Annotated in this window: 14 protein-coding genes; 4 read left to right on the top strand and 10 right to left on the bottom strand. The window is 47.6% G+C overall.

The features are described from left to right. Positions 1 to 17 precede the first annotated feature (17 nt). From sdhB to EXG77_RS04540, 3 genes are read right to left on the bottom strand one after another with little or no spacing between them, the layout of a single operon-like run. Positions 18 to 824: a succinate dehydrogenase iron-sulfur subunit gene (gene sdhB, locus EXG77_RS04550; RefSeq protein ID WP_023468986.1), complete on the bottom strand. Its 807-nt coding sequence runs from the start codon at positions 822 to 824 to the stop codon at positions 18 to 20. Further along, positions 824 to 2,587 carry a succinate dehydrogenase flavoprotein subunit gene (sdhA, locus tag EXG77_RS04545; protein WP_023468987.1) on the bottom strand — a complete coding sequence of 588 codons (1,764 nt, stop codon included), beginning with the start codon at positions 2,585 to 2,587 and terminating at the stop codon, positions 824 to 826. Before sdhA ends, sdhB begins: the two co-directional genes overlap by 1 nt. Positions 2,588 to 2,606: 19 nt before the next feature. Beyond that, positions 2,607 to 3,224 (bottom strand): succinate dehydrogenase cytochrome b558 subunit, encoded by a 618-nt coding sequence (locus EXG77_RS04540; protein ID WP_029342294.1) that lies wholly within the window; start codon positions 3,222 to 3,224, stop codon positions 2,607 to 2,609. Between the two features lie 210 nt (positions 3,225 to 3,434). On the opposite strand from EXG77_RS04540, the gene EXG77_RS04535 reads away from it, so the two are divergent. Continuing rightward, positions 3,435 to 3,857 (top strand): YslB family protein, encoded by a 423-nt coding sequence (locus tag EXG77_RS04535; protein WP_235147587.1) that lies wholly within the window; start codon positions 3,435 to 3,437, stop codon positions 3,855 to 3,857. A gap of 117 nt (positions 3,858 to 3,974) precedes the next feature. Continuing rightward, a complete protein-coding gene (locus EXG77_RS04530) occupies positions 3,975 to 4,589 on the top strand; it encodes a PH domain-containing protein (RefSeq protein ID WP_023468990.1) in 615 nt (204 codons plus the stop codon). A 39-nt stretch (positions 4,590 to 4,628) separates the two neighbouring features. Here the strand turns inward: EXG77_RS04530 and uvrC are convergent, their stop codons facing one another. Further along, positions 4,629 to 6,413: an excinuclease ABC subunit UvrC gene (uvrC, locus tag EXG77_RS04525; protein WP_023468991.1), complete on the bottom strand. Its 1,785-nt coding sequence runs from the start codon at positions 6,411 to 6,413 to the stop codon at positions 4,629 to 4,631. An 82-nt stretch (positions 6,414 to 6,495) separates the two neighbouring features. On the opposite strand from uvrC, the gene EXG77_RS04520 reads away from it, so the two are divergent. Both EXG77_RS04520 and EXG77_RS04515 read left to right on the top strand, forming a co-directional pair. Continuing rightward, positions 6,496 to 7,818, top strand: a complete 1,323-nt coding sequence (locus tag EXG77_RS04520) for an NAD(P)/FAD-dependent oxidoreductase (RefSeq protein ID WP_035396585.1) — start codon at positions 6,496 to 6,498, stop codon at positions 7,816 to 7,818. A 14-nt stretch (positions 7,819 to 7,832) separates the two neighbouring features. Continuing rightward, on the top strand, positions 7,833 to 8,210 hold the full coding sequence (locus tag EXG77_RS04515) for a VOC family protein (RefSeq protein ID WP_023468993.1): 378 nt from the start codon (positions 7,833 to 7,835) through the stop codon (positions 8,208 to 8,210). A 60-nt stretch (positions 8,211 to 8,270) separates the two neighbouring features. Here EXG77_RS04515 and trxA read toward each other — a convergent pair whose 3' ends face one another. From trxA to EXG77_RS04485, 6 genes are all read right to left on the bottom strand, one after another. Next, positions 8,271 to 8,582, bottom strand: a complete 312-nt coding sequence (gene trxA / locus EXG77_RS04510; RefSeq protein ID WP_023468994.1) for a thioredoxin — start codon at positions 8,580 to 8,582, stop codon at positions 8,271 to 8,273. A gap of 161 nt (positions 8,583 to 8,743) precedes the next feature. Continuing rightward, positions 8,744 to 9,709: an electron transfer flavoprotein subunit alpha/FixB family protein gene (locus EXG77_RS04505; protein WP_035396582.1), complete on the bottom strand. Its 966-nt coding sequence runs from the start codon at positions 9,707 to 9,709 to the stop codon at positions 8,744 to 8,746. A 13-nt stretch (positions 9,710 to 9,722) separates the two neighbouring features. Continuing rightward, positions 9,723 to 10,496 (bottom strand): electron transfer flavoprotein subunit beta/FixA family protein, encoded by a 774-nt coding sequence (locus EXG77_RS04500; protein ID WP_035396578.1) that lies wholly within the window; start codon positions 10,494 to 10,496, stop codon positions 9,723 to 9,725. Positions 10,497 to 10,570: 74 nt separating this feature from the next. Next, entirely contained in the window at positions 10,571 to 11,149 is a 579-nt protein-coding gene (locus EXG77_RS04495) for a TetR/AcrR family transcriptional regulator (RefSeq protein WP_023468997.1), read from the bottom strand. Positions 11,150 to 11,220: 71 nt separating this feature from the next. Then, entirely contained in the window at positions 11,221 to 12,894 is a 1,674-nt protein-coding gene (locus tag EXG77_RS04490) for an AMP-binding protein (protein ID WP_035396576.1), read from the bottom strand. Positions 12,895 to 13,090: 196 nt separating this feature from the next. Next, positions 13,091 to 13,984: a YitT family protein gene (locus EXG77_RS04485; protein WP_023469000.1), complete on the bottom strand. Its 894-nt coding sequence runs from the start codon at positions 13,982 to 13,984 to the stop codon at positions 13,091 to 13,093. Positions 13,985 to 14,003: the final 19 nt, after the last annotated feature.

Genomic DNA, 14,003 nt, shown 5'->3' with positions numbered 1-14,003 from the left:
GCTCCTTCTTTGATAAATCATGAACTAACGGCTTCACCTGTTCGTCCTTCGTCACTACCGAAGAACTTTTTGAATGAATGAAGTGTCGTCTGACGGTTCATCGCCGCGATTGAAGTCGTCAGCGGAATCCCTTTCGGACAAACCTCAACACAGTTTTGAGCGTTACCGCACTGCATGATCCCGCCATCTTCCATTAACGCTTCAAGGCGTTCTTCCTTGTGGAAGGCACCTGTCGGATGCGAGTTGAATAGACGAACTTGTGAGATCGATGCTGGTCCGATGAATGTCGAACGATCGTTGACGTTCGGACATGCCTCGAGACACACACCACACGTCATACATTTCGATAACTCATATGCCCATTGACGTTTGTTCTCTGGCATCCGTGGTCCTGGACCTAAGTCGTACGTTCCATCGATCGGGACCCATGCTTTGACTTTCTTCAGCGCATCGAACATGCGTTGACGGTCGACTTGAAGGTCACGAACGATCGGGAACGTCTGCATAGGTTGAAGGCGGATCGGTTGTTCGAGTTTATCAACGAGTGCCGTACACGACTGACGTGGTGTACCGTTGATGACCATCGAACAAGCGCCACAGACTTCTTCTAGACAACCCATGTCCCAGTTGATCGGTGTCGTTTTTTCACCGGCTGCATTCACAGGGTTCCGGCGAATCTCCATTAAAGCAGAGATGACGTTCATGTTCGGACGGTACGGAATTTCAAACGCTTCATCATACGGTTTACCATCAGGTCCATCTTGACGTTGAACGATGAATTGAACCGATTTTTGCGTAGTAGATGATTCGAGTGGTGTCGCCATTATGCTTTCACCTCTTTCTTCGACTTCTTGCTGTAATCGCGTTTCCGTGGTGGAATCAACGACGTGTCGACGTCTTCATAGAAGATTTCCGGATGACCGTTCGTGTAACGTGCCATCGTCGTCTTCAAGAACTGTTCATCATTACGTTCCGGGAAGTCCGGTTTATAGTGCGCTCCGCGACTCTCGTCACGTTTTAAAGCACCGAGCGTGATTGCTTCAGCTAGGTCGAGCATGTGATCGAGCTGACGGATGAACGATGCCCCTTGGTTACTCCAACGTGCTGTATCCGTTGCCGAGATGCGTGTGAAGCGATCGCGGAGTTCCTTGATTTTTGTCAGTGTCTCTTCGAGCTTATCGTTGTACCGGACGACCGTGACGTTATCCGTCATGATTTCTCCAAGCTCACGGTGGATTTGATACGCGTTTTCCGTACCTTCCATTGATAGGATATCGTTGAAGCGGTTGATTTCTTCGATTTTATGCGCTTCGACCACGTCCTCACTCATCTCATGAACCGATGTCTCGAGTTCATTCATATAAGCAATGGCTGATGGTCCAGCGACCATTCCGCCGTATACCGCAGAGAGAAGTGAGTTCGCTCCGAGACGGTTACCACCATGCATCGAATAATCACATTCACCAGCTGCGAACAATCCAGGGATGTTCGTCATTTGATCGTAGTCGACCCATAGTCCACCCATTGAGTAGTGAACAGCAGGGAATATCTTCATTGGTACTTTTCGTGGATCGTCACCGACGAACTTCTCGTAGATTTCAAGGATCCCACCGAGTTTGACGTCAAGTTCTTTTGCGTCTTTATGCGATAGATCCAGATAGACCATGTTCTCCCCGTTGACGCCGAGTTTTTGATTGACACAGACGTCGAAAATCTCACGTGTCGCGATATCCCGTGGAACAAGGTTTCCGTATGCCGGATATTTCTCTTCGAGGAAATACCAAGGCTTACCGTCTTTATACGTCCAGACGCGACCACCCTCACCTCGTGCTGATTCACTCATGAGACGTAACTTATCGTCTCCAGGAATCGCTGTCGGGTGAATTTGGATGAATTCACCGTTCGCATAGATCGCACCTTGACGATAGACAGCAGCTGCAGCTTGTCCTGTGTTGATGACCGAGTTCGTCGATTTTCCGAAGATGACCCCAGGACCACCCGTCGCGAGGATGACAGAATCCGCGGCAAATGCCTCGATTTCCATCGTCCGGAGGTTTTGACAAACTGCTCCACGACAGATGCCATTGTCATCGATGATGGCACGAAGGAATTCCCATCCTTCATATTTTTCTACCAAACCTTGCGCTTCGAACTTACGAACCTGTTCATCTAATGCGTACAACAGTTGTTGTCCTGTCGTCGCTCCAGCGTATGCCGTCCGGTGATGCAACGTTCCGCCGAAACGTCGGAAGTCGAGTAAGCCTTCCGGTGTCCGGTTGAACATGACGCCCATCCGGTCGAACATATGAATGATTTTCGGCGCTGCTTCCGCCATTTTTTGAACAGGTGGTTGATTTGCGAGGAAGTCCCCACCGTATACCGTGTCATCGAAATGCTGGTATGGTGAATCGCCTTCCCCTTTTGTATTGACCGCTCCGTTGATGCCACCTTGTGCACAAACAGAGTGTGAGCGTTTGACGGGTACGAGTGAGAATAACTTAACTGGTACGCCTTGCTCCGCTGCTTTTATCGTAGCCATCAGACCGGCAAGCCCTCCGCCGATGATGACAAGATTCTTGTTCGCCATGTTGTCAGTTCCCCTTTCCTTACAACACGCCTGCAAACGTTAAGATCGAGCGTACGCCTACAAACGATAAACCGATGAATACGAGTGCTGCCACGTAAGACATCGCCCGTTGAGATGCTGGTGACTGCGTGATTCCCCATGTGATGCAGAACGTCCAAAGTCCGTTCGCAAGGTGGAATGTCGTCGCCAAGATCCCGACGATATAGAACGCGAGCATGAATCCGTTATCGACGATGTTCTGCATCATGCTTGCATCGACTGGTGTTCCCATCGCAGCGGCAATCCGTGTTTCCCAAACGTGCCACGTGATGAACACGACAAGGAATACACCGCTGAACCGTTGCAGTACATACATCCAGTTCCGGAAGTATGTATAACGCCCTGTGTTCGCAGATCCGGTGAATGCGATGTACACACCGTAGACGCCATGCAAGATGATTGGAATGAAGATGACAAAGATCTCTAAGAACAATCGATACGGAACGTTCCCCACGAATTCCGCGGCCTTATTGAAGTCTTCCTCACCACGTACGATGAAGTAGTTCGTCGTTAAGTGCGAAAGTAAAAATAACCCGATTGGAATGACGCCGAGCAGTGAGTGTATTTTACGACTCACGAAATCACGATGATTCGCCATCCAAATCCCCCCTTTTGTTTGCCAATCAACCGTTGGCGCATTTTGGTAGAAAAGCGCTTTCATAAGGAAATTCGTCTTTTCATCACTTATTCTACTCCTGTCCTTTTTAGAAGACAACCCGAGCCGTTGCATTTAACTGCAAATTTTTTTAGGAAAACAATGACCGACAAGAATCATCTCGGTATAATGGTTCACAGATAGGAGTGAATCATGATGGATGCTACACCAAAACAAACACCACTTTTCGGTATCGAATTGATCCGAGATTATGTGCTGACCGATCTTCTCGGATCGGATTATCGGCAAGTCATCTACTGGGCAGGTAAACGTCTAGCGCGTCAATTCCCTGTCGTAGATGAATCTGAATTAGCCTCATTTTTTGAACAAGCAGGTTGGGGAACGCTCGAAATCAAGAAACGTAAAGGCACGGTCGTCTTGTTCGTGCTGTCTCCTCCTGATACGACGAGAGATGAACGACCACATGGATACTTCCAACTCGAAGCCGGTTTCCTCGCTGAACAGTTCTCCCGTTTTAACGGATGTGTCGCGGAAGGATATGCCGAGTTAACTAAAGAGCTCGTTCAAATCACGGTCCAAATCGATCCTAAAGATCCACTTGAACCGCTCAAGTGAAATTTACATAAAACGTGACAGGAATCTTGATTTTCAACATCGAAGTAGATTCATGAAACTTTTTGCAGTAAGTGCTCGTAAAGTCATTCGTACACAAATCGCGAGGAGGAACTTCACATGTTCAAAAAACTAGCAGCAGATTTAACGGGATTCAGTGATATCGGACAAGTCATTCATCCTGATGATTTCGACAAAGCAGCCGCTGACGATTATGTCTTACATGAAGACGGCGAGAAAATCTACTTCTTGATCAAATCTAAATCTGACGAGTATTGCTTTACGAATCTGGCTTTGATTCACCTCGATGGAGAAAGTGCCGTCAGTTCAAAACGTGTACTCTACCGCTATCCGTATGCACATTATCCGATTCGCCACGTCATGTTCGAAACGGCGGGAACGGTCGATCTTGATGTCGAGATCAAATTCGAGATCGGTGGCAAACATTATTCGATCGACGTCGATAAAAAACAACTCGAACATGTGAAAGATCTTTACAAAACACTTCTTGCCATCGCTGAAAAACAGTATGAAGGACAAAAGATGCTCGAGTTCGCGAACAGCTCATTGAATCATTCGGTCACGATTCTCGGCGGACTTCGTCAAGGTGATATGAACGTACCGCAAACATTCAAGGAGTTGTCTGAACAATCCTTCGAGTGGCTACAAGGTCACTACCATCAGTGGAACCAGCGTGACTTTGGTTCATACTACGAAAAGTACATCAACAACTAATCACTAAAAAAGCCGCCCTCTTCAAGAGGACGGCTTTTTTCATTCTTCATTCGCTTGACTTAAATATTCAGCGACGGTTTCCGCTAACTTGACAGGTAATCCTGCTTCCGCCAACTGTTCGATCGTTGCGCGTCGCAAGCTGCGCATCGATCCGAAATGACGAATCAACTGCTGGCGTCGTTTCGGTCCAACTCCTGGAATCTCGTCGAGCAAGGAACGGGTCATCCCTTTCGAGCGGAGCGAGCGGTGGAACGTGATTGCAAACCGGTGGACTTCATCTTGCATGCGTTGGAGCAAATAAAACGCACTCGAACGCGGACTTAGTTCAATTAACTGTGCACCTTCTCCAAACAACAATTGACTTGTTCGGTGTTTGTCATCCTTTTTTAATGACCCGACTGGAAGGGATAAGCCGAGTTCATCTTGAATGACTTCTAAAGCAGCATTCAACTGTCCAACTCCTCCGTCAATCAGGACGAGGTCCGGAAGGCGCGCTCCTTCAAGTAACAATCGTCGATAACGCCGACGCACGATTTCTCGCATCGATTCATAGTCGTCCGGTCCTTGGACTGTTCGAATCTTGAATTTTCGGTATTCCTTTTTAAGTGGCTTACCGTCTTCAAAGACGACGAGTGCCGAAACGGCGTCTGCTCCTTGAATGTTCGCATTATCGATGATCTCGATCCGGGACAATGGATGAACGTCAATCGCATCGGCGAGTTCTTCGACTGCTTGAACGGTCCGTTTCTCGTCTTTCGCTAACAACTCGAAGCGTTCCGAGATCGCATTTTCAGCATTCTTCGTCGCTAAATCAAGTAATTTCCGTTTTGATCCTCGGACCGGAACGTGAATTTTAATCGATAGCGCCTCTTTGAGTAACAACTGATTGACGAGTGGCGGTACATAGACTTCACTTGGCTTGATGTTCTTTTCGTAGAACTGGACGATGAAGCTCTCGAGCTCTTCTGCCGGCGTACCATAGATCGGGAAGAGCGAGACATCGCGCTCGATCATCTTTCCTCCACGGAGGAAGAACACTTGGACACACATCCAGCCTTTATCGACATGAATCCCGAATACATCACGCGACGTCAAATCTGCTGTAATCATATTCTGTTTGTTCATGATCGATTCAATCGCTCGCACTTGGTCGCGCAATTCTCCGGCACGTTCGAATTCCATCGTCTCGGCTGCTTCCGCCATCTTGTGCTTCAAGCTTTCAACGAGTTCCTTCGTGTCGCCCGACAAGAACCGTCGGATTTCCGATACGAGTGCTTTTTGTTCCGATTCAAGATTCGGGATTTCACATGGGCCGAGACATTGTCCAATATGATAATACAGACAGAGTTTCTTCGGCATCGGCTGACATTTACGTAACGGATATAAACGATCTAACAGACGTTTTGTTTCGTTCGCTGCATACGCATTCGGATACGGACCGAAGTAATGACCGCCGTCCTTTTTTAACTTACGTGTCGTAATCAAGCGAGGATAGGTCTCATTCGTAATTTTCAAGTACGGGTAAGATTTATCATCCTTCAGCATGATATTGTATTTCGGATCATGTTTCTTAATTAGTGTCATCTCAAGCAGCAACGCTTCGAGTTCACTGGCTGTGATGATGTATTCGAAATCACGGACTTCCGCGACGAGACGTTCCGTCTTAATATCATGTGCTCCCGTGAAATAAGAGCGGACTCGGTTTTTGAGATTTTTTGCTTTTCCGACATAGATGACTTCGCCGAATTCGTTTTTGTGTAGATAACATCCCGGCTCATCCGGCAAAAGGGATAGTTTCGCTTTGATATGTTCTTGATGTCCCAAATAAATGTCTCCTTTCACCGTTTTTAGTTTTACTCGTTCGGGTAAATACCATACATTGATTATGACATACGGAGGATGAAAAATGCGTACATATGATTGCATTGTGATTGGAACGGGTTCTGCTGGAAATCAAGCGGCTTATAAATTCATCGAAAAAGGACTACGTGTTGCCATCGTTGAGAATTTCACTCCAGGAGGTACATGCGCACAGCGTGGATGTGACGCCAAAAAAATCTTATTGACGGGTAGTGAGACGAAAGATGCTGTCGAACGTTTACTCGGATACGGCGTCAAAGGATTAATTTCGATTGATTGGCGCCAATTGATGGAGCGTAAGAATGAATATACACGTGCTATTCCTGAGCAAACACGAAAACGGTACGCGGAAACGGACATCGACTATTTCCATGGAGAACCGCATTTCGTGTCTTCACATCGTCTTCGAATTGGTGAAGAAGAAATCGAAGGGAAACAGTTTTTAATCGCAACAGGTTTACGACCTCGCGAATTATCTGTACCCGGTAGTGAGCGTTTCATAACAAGTAATGAGTTTCTTGAACTGAAAGAACTTCCACGCCGACTCGTCTGCATCGGTGGCGGTTATATCTCGTTCGAGTTCGCCCATCTCGCTCGTATTGCTGGCGCAGACGTCACGATCGTCTTACGTTCTAACGCCTTAAAACAATTCGAAAGTGAATTGGTCGATGTGCTGTTAGAAGCCACACGGGCACTTGGTATCTCGATCATCAAAGAAGCAGAAGTCGTCGCTTACGAAGAGGACTCACTTCGTTTATCGAACGGTGACGTGTTGAAGACCGACGTCGTCTTGAACGCGACTGGACGTGTCGCGAGTATCGATCAGCTCGGACTTGAAACTATCGGCGTTGCACATAATGAAAAAGGAATTCACGTCAATGAATATCTCCAGTCTTCTGTGGAACATATCTATGCTGCAGGAGACGTCGCTGTCAGCGGGAATCCTGCCTTGACACCGTTCGCTGGAACCGAAGGACGACTCGCTGCTGATAACATGCTCGAAGGGAACAATCGGAAACTAGAGCTGCTTCCTGTACCTAGCGTCGTATTCACCGCGCCGAACCTCGCCCTCGTTGGTGAGACGGAAGCTGCTTTGAAAAAAGCAGGTATTCCTTATCGTGGTCGCTTGATTGATACGTCCGCTTGGCAAACGAACGTACGGATCAAGGACAGTTTCGCTCGGGCGAAAGTGCTCGTCGGGGAAGATGATCAAGTCCTTGGCGCACACTTCATCGGTGTCAATGCAGCGGAACTAGCAAACTATTTCTCGTTTGCGATGCAGCACCGGATTCCAAGTACTTCGATGCAACAGACTGGATTCGCTTACCCGACACCTGCTTCAGACATCGCTTCGTTATTCGAGGATTGACAGGAGGCTTTTGGATGATCCAATACGGCTATACGATTTTATACGTTGAAGACACGGCACGGACGCTGGCATTCTATCGAGACGTTCTTGGACTACCCGTCAAGGCGGAGCACGGGAGCTACATCGAGTTCGAGACCGGTCAGACGACACTCGCCTTCAATACGCGTGAAGACGTGCAACAGTTGATTCCGGATTACCCGATACCAAGTGGAAAAACACAACAGACGTTAGAGATTGGTTTCATCACGGATGACGTCCCGACTCTTTTTCAGAAGGTGGTGGAGGCAGGATATGAGACCATCCTCGCTCCTACTCAAAAACCATGGGGGCAAGTCGTCGCCTATGTCCTCGACCCCGATGGTCACCTGATTGAACTTTGTACGCCAATGTAATCTAAAAAAACAGACCGTTCTGCCTGTGCAGAACGGTCTGTTTTGATATGCAGGAAAGAATTAGTTAGATGTTTCAACGAATTCTTTAAGTGCGTCTTTTGGCATGAAGCCCATTGTTTTGTTGACAGGTTGTCCATCTTTGAAGAGAACGAGTGTCGGAATACTTTGAACTTGGAATGCTCCAGCTACTTCTGGGTTTGCATCTACGTCGACTTTGACGATTTTTACATCTTGCATGTCAGCATCGAGTTCTTCAAGAACAGGTGCGAGCATACGACATGGTCCACACCATGTTGCCCAAAAATCAACAAGGACGAGTCCTTCTTGTGTTTCTTCTTTAAATGATTGGCTAGTTGCGTGTACGATTGCCATTGATCATAACCTCCTAATGAGTAGATCGACCCGGTAAAAAAATGGGTGATCTCTTTATTGATTCGAGTATATCATAGCAGTCTCTTCCAACAAACGAAACTGCTCACGCGAAAAATCCGCAAAAACAACCGGCACCATGATAATGGTACCGGCCTTCAAACTTATCCGTGAACGAGCATTTTTTTGAATTCTGCTGTCAATAATGGCACGACGTCGAACAAATCTCCGACGATGCCATAGTCCGCGACAGAGAAGATGTTCGCTTCCGGGTCTTTATTGATCGCAACGATGACTTTCGCATTTGACATCCCTGCTAAGTGTTGGATCGCACCTGAGATCCCGCACGCGATATAAAGGTCCGGTGTAACGACTTTCCCCGTCTGACCGATTTGAAGGGCATAATCGCAGTAATCCGCATCACAAGCACCACGCGAAGCACCGACTGCTCCTCCGAGGACATCTGCTAGTTCTTGTAACGGTGCGAAGCCGTCCGAGCTCTTGACACCGCGTCCACCTGCGACGATGACTTTTGCCTCTGATAAGTCAACGCCGCCAGTTGCTTTGCGTACGATGTCTGCGACGATCGTCCGTAAATCCTTCAGTTCGACTGTGACCGACTCGACCGTCCCTTGTGAACTACCTGCTTCGAGTGGATCGATGTTGTTCGGGCGGACCGTAAAGAGCGTCTTGCCTTCTGCGACTTTGACTTTTTCAAATGCTTTCCCCGAGTAGATCGGGCGAACGAATGACGCATCCGCGCCTTCCCCTTCAATCGCCGTCACGTCACTGATCAAACCGGCTTGCAATTTTGCCGCGATTTTCGGTGATAGATCCTTGCCGAGCGACGTATGTCCGAAGACGAGCACGTCGGGTGACGTCCGGTTCATCAACTCGAGGAAGACTTGTCCGTAACCGTCTGGCGTGTAGTGTAGAAGACGCTCATCCTCGACGACGAGCACCTGGTCCGCTCCGCGTGATGCTAGTGCATCCGCATCCTTTGCAACATCGTGTCCAATCAGGACTGCGATGACTTCGTCAGCGACACGTCGCGCTGCTGCGATTGCCTCAAACGACACATTCCGTAAACTGCCATCCCGTGATTCTGCGAGTACTAATGCTTTTGTCATTCGTTTCTCCCCCTTAGACCACTTTTGCTTCGTTGTGTAATAATGATGCGAGCTGTGCGACTTGCTCGTTTAGTTCACCTTCAAGGATCTTACCGGCTGCTTTGTTCGGTGGTAAGAAACGCTCGATCGTCTCTAGACGTGGTGTGAGTTCGTCTTCATCCAGTTCGAGATCATCAAGTTCGAGTTCTTCTAGCGGCTTTTTCTTCGCTTTCATGATCCCCGGAAGACTTGGGTAACGTGGTTCGTTCAACCCTTGTTGCGCAGTCACGAGTAACGGAAGTGTTGTTTCGATTGTCTCCGTATCCCCTTCAGCGTCGCGTGTTACGACAGCTTTCGTACCGTCGAGCTCTAGTTTCGTGATCGTCGTCACATAAGGGATGTCGAGTAATTCTGCGACGCGTGGTGCTACTTGACCACTTCCGCCATCAACTGCGACGTTTCCGGCGATGACGAGATCAACCGTTTGTTCCTTCAAATAACCAGCGAGCACTTCAGAAATCGTGAAATGATCTGCCTCTTCGATATCATCTTCAATCGAGATGCGAACTGCTTGGTCCGCTCCCATTGCGAGTGCTGTTCGTAATTCCTTGTCCGCATCTTCCGGTCCGACCGTCACGACCGTCACCGTTCCCCCTTGTGCATCACGGACACGAATCGCTTCTTCTACCGCATACTCATCGTACGGGTTAATGATGAACTCAGCGCCATCCTCATCGATTTGACCATTCTCGAGTTGGATTGCTTCTTCCGTATCAAACGTGCGTTTCAACAGTACATAGATTTCCATCTCATGCTCCCCCTTGTCGTCTATTCACCATCATTCTTTGTATCCGCTTACATGATTGTTGTCATGAAAAGGGCTTAACTCAGCCCTTTGATCAACATCCGATGAATCCCGTCACGTGTCTCAAGCAACTCATATTTGAATCCACTTGCCATCCAGCTCGTCACGACCTCATCGATCGTTCCGAAAATCATCTGACGTGCTAATCGATAATCGAGTTCGTTTGAAAACTCACCTGTCGTCATCCCGTGCTTGACGACTCGGTCAATCAGATGCAAGTACGGTTTCAAGACGGCAGCGATGTTTTGACGCATGTCTTGGTTCGATTGACGCAATTCGATCTGCGTGACGACCGCTAAATCATAGTCGACGGATAATTGCTCGAGGTGCGCCTCGATCAATGCTGCCAATTGTTCCGTCGCTGACGTATGGCTCGCGATTTGTCCTTCGGAATATTCGATGAAACTTCCCATTTTCGCTTGGAAGAGCGAAATCAAGAGATGTTCTTTATTCTTGAAGTACAGATAAATCGTTCCATCCGCAACTCCGGCTTCCTTTGCAATGGCAGTCACTTTCGCTCCATGGTAGCCGTTCTTAGCGATGACTTTTACGGCGGCATCAATGATGCGGTCACTCTTTGACATTGTTCGTTTCATTCCACTATCTCCTAACGCATAAAATGAATGATGGTTCATTCATATTTATTCTATCATGCCATTTTATCCTGTCAACTGCTTTCTTCGAGTTGTTTGGCACGTTCTTCTTCAACGAGAACACGGCGGAGAATCTTACCAACGAACGTCTTCGGTAACTCTTGCCGGAATTCGTACTGCTTCGGTACTTTGAACGATGCTAACTGTTTACGACAGAATTGATCGAGTTCTTCTTCCGTGACCGTCATCTCATCCTTGACGACGATGAACGCCTTGACGGTCTCTCCGCGGTAGACATCTGGAACACCGATGACGACCGCTTCTTTGACGGCTGGGTGTTCATATAGGATTTCTTCGACTTCACGTGGATAAATGTTGAATCCAGAAGCAATGATTAAATCTTTTTTCCGATCGACGATTCGGAAGTAATGATCCTCACCGATATATCCAAGGTCTCCCGTATGCAACCAACCGTTTCGCAGTACCGCTTGCGTGTCTTCTGGTCGTTTCCAGTATCCTTTCATGACTTGCGGACCTGTGACGATGATCTCACCAATCTCACCTGGAGCAGCTGGTGTCTCTCCGTCTGCTTGGACGATTTTCGCTTGCGTATCGGGCACCGGAATACCGACCGTTCCAGGAATCCGACGATCCCAGATACAGTTCGTATGCGTCACCGGACTCGTTTCAGACAGACCGTATCCTTCAACGATCCGCCCACCCGTCAGCGCTTCGAATTTTTCCTGCACTTCGACAGGTAGTGGAGCTGAACCAGAAATACAGGCTTCAATCGAAGAGAGATCATACTTCTTCAGCTTCGGATGATTCAATAGACCGACATACATCGTCGGAGCACCTGGGAACAGATTCGGTTTTTCCTTATGAATCGTCTTGAGTACCTGTTCAATATCGAATTTTGGAACGATGATTTGTTCATAGGCATTAAATATGCCGAAATTGAGGTTACACGTCATGCCATAGACATGGAAATAAGGAACGACTGCTAACAGCTTCCGTCCATCTCCTCGATTATATTTATAGAACCACTTGTCAATCTGTTCGACGTTTGCACTCAAATTGAAGTGTGTCAACATGACACCTTTGGGTGCGCCTGTCGTTCCACCCGTATATTGGAGAACCGCGACGTCCTCCTTCGGTTGAATCGCGACTGGTGTAATCGGCTCATACCCCCGCAAAGATAAAAACGGAATCGAACCTGTCGTATCAATGATGATGTTGTTATCTTTCCGTGCTTTAATCGGATACAGTTTATTTTTAGGGAAGGGAAGGTAATCCGCGATACTTGTCGTCACGACCGTCTTAAGTGTCGTCGCCGCTTTGACACGAGACGCTTTCGGATAAAGTAGATCAAGCGTCACGAGTAGATGTGCTCCCGAATCGACGAGAATCTGTTCAAGTTCACGGTCTGTATAGAGTGGATTCACTTGGACGACGATACCACCTGCATAGAGAACCGCATAATAACTGATCATATACTGGGGACAGTTCGGTAACATCAGTCCGACGCGATCCCCTTTTTTTAGTCCGTGCTCTTGTAACAGGCTCCCAAGTGCGCGGGCCTCGTCACGTACTTCACGAAACGTCATACGTTTTCCTAAGAAACTCAAGGCACGTTGTTCTGGAAAATCGGTCGCTGCCTCATCGAGTGCCTGATAAAGAGGTAATTCTCGATAATCAATCGATGCGGGTACTTGCTCGGGATAATCAGATAACCAAACGGATTCCATACGTTTCCCTCCCAGATAATGAATTACTATTCATTTTTATTATACGTTGATTCCAATTCGACATGCCAGTAAAATCCAAAAAAAGAAATCGAATCTGCTTGTTTTTTTTCGATTCTTTCAATCGAGAATCATACAAAAAAGCAGCACTTCCCTTTCTCGTTTCCGAAAAAGAAGCAGCACTGCTTTTTAATAGACATCACCGGGATGGATACGTGAATCCTTCTCCAATGACTTCGCGCACTTTATGAATGACGACGAAGGCGCGGGGATCCGCTGCTTCGACGATCTGTTTCAACGGTGCCAGTTGTCGTTTATCGACGATCATATACAACATATCATTTTTTTGTTTCGTGAAATGACCGTGACTGTGAATGACCGTTGCACTACGGCCGAGCGTCTCTGTCAGGATTGTCGCGATTTCCTCTTGGCGATGACTGATTATCGTGACCGCTTCGCGGACATTCAATCCTTCGCTGACGAGATCAATCAAGTACGAACCGATGATGATCGCAATCAACGTATACAGCATCGTCTCTTCTCCGAATAGGAACCCTGATGCGCCGACGACTGCGACGTCGATGATGAACATCGAAACCGCGATACTGAGATTGAGATACTTATTCATCAATCGAGCGATGATCACACCCCCACCCGTCGTTCCTCCAGCACGAATAACAAGTCCGATTCCGACACCAATTAGAATACCCGCATAGACCGTACCAATTAAACGGCTATCCGATGATGTCGCTAGATTTGCTGTCGAAGAGAGGACAAACGATGTGACGGCGACCGAGATGACGGAGTAAAGCATCGTCTTCCGGCTAAGGAATCGATAACCGACGACGAACAGCAAAGCGTTCGCAATCAGGGAAACAAGTCCCGTATCCCAGCCATAGAGGTAGTAGAAGATGACCGTGATCCCGATCAATCCACCTTCTGATAAATCGTTTGGAATCGTAAAGTAATTGATGCCAAAGGCAAGAATGGCTGATCCAATGATGACCCAAAAAATATCCTTCCAAGAAATTAATTGCATTGCTTCAAAAGCACGGCGTCTTGTTTCTGCCGTTGTTGTTTTTCGTACGTTCATATGCGTTCCTCCTTTTTTG

This window comes from Exiguobacterium sp. OS-77, from assembly GCF_000414195.2.
GTDB lineage: Bacteria > Bacillota > Bacilli > Exiguobacteriales > Exiguobacteriaceae > Exiguobacterium_A > Exiguobacterium_A indicum.
This window is presented reverse-complemented; position numbering and strand designations above follow the sequence as displayed.

Coding starts and splice junctions, on each gene's coding strand:
- EXG77_RS04485 (WP_023469000.1), bottom strand. CDS start 13,984: ATGAACGTACGAAAAACAACAACGGCAGAAACAAGACGCCGTGCTTTT.
- EXG77_RS04505 (WP_035396582.1), bottom strand. CDS start 9,709: ATGACAAAAGCATTAGTACTCGCAGAATCACGGGATGGCAGTTTACGG.
- EXG77_RS04495 (WP_023468997.1), bottom strand. CDS start 11,149: ATGAAACGAACAATGTCAAAGAGTGACCGCATCATTGATGCCGCCGTA.
- EXG77_RS04535 (WP_235147587.1), top strand. CDS start 3,435: ATGATGGATGCTACACCAAAACAAACACCACTTTTCGGTATCGAATTG.
- EXG77_RS04500 (WP_035396578.1), bottom strand. CDS start 10,496: ATGGAAATCTATGTACTGTTGAAACGCACGTTTGATACGGAAGAAGCA.
- EXG77_RS04515 (WP_023468993.1), top strand. CDS start 7,833: ATGATCCAATACGGCTATACGATTTTATACGTTGAAGACACGGCACGG.
- EXG77_RS04490 (WP_035396576.1), bottom strand. CDS start 12,894: ATGGAATCCGTTTGGTTATCTGATTATCCCGAGCAAGTACCCGCATCG.
- sdhB (WP_023468986.1), bottom strand. CDS start 824: ATGGCGACACCACTCGAATCATCTACTACGCAAAAATCGGTTCAATTC.
- trxA (WP_023468994.1), bottom strand. CDS start 8,582: ATGGCAATCGTACACGCAACTAGCCAATCATTTAAAGAAGAAACACAA.
- EXG77_RS04530 (WP_023468990.1), top strand. CDS start 3,975: ATGTTCAAAAAACTAGCAGCAGATTTAACGGGATTCAGTGATATCGGA.
- EXG77_RS04540 (WP_029342294.1), bottom strand. CDS start 3,224: ATGGCGAATCATCGTGATTTCGTGAGTCGTAAAATACACTCACTGCTC.
- sdhA (WP_023468987.1), bottom strand. CDS start 2,587: ATGGCGAACAAGAATCTTGTCATCATCGGCGGAGGGCTTGCCGGTCTG.
- EXG77_RS04520 (WP_035396585.1), top strand. CDS start 6,496: ATGCGTACATATGATTGCATTGTGATTGGAACGGGTTCTGCTGGAAAT.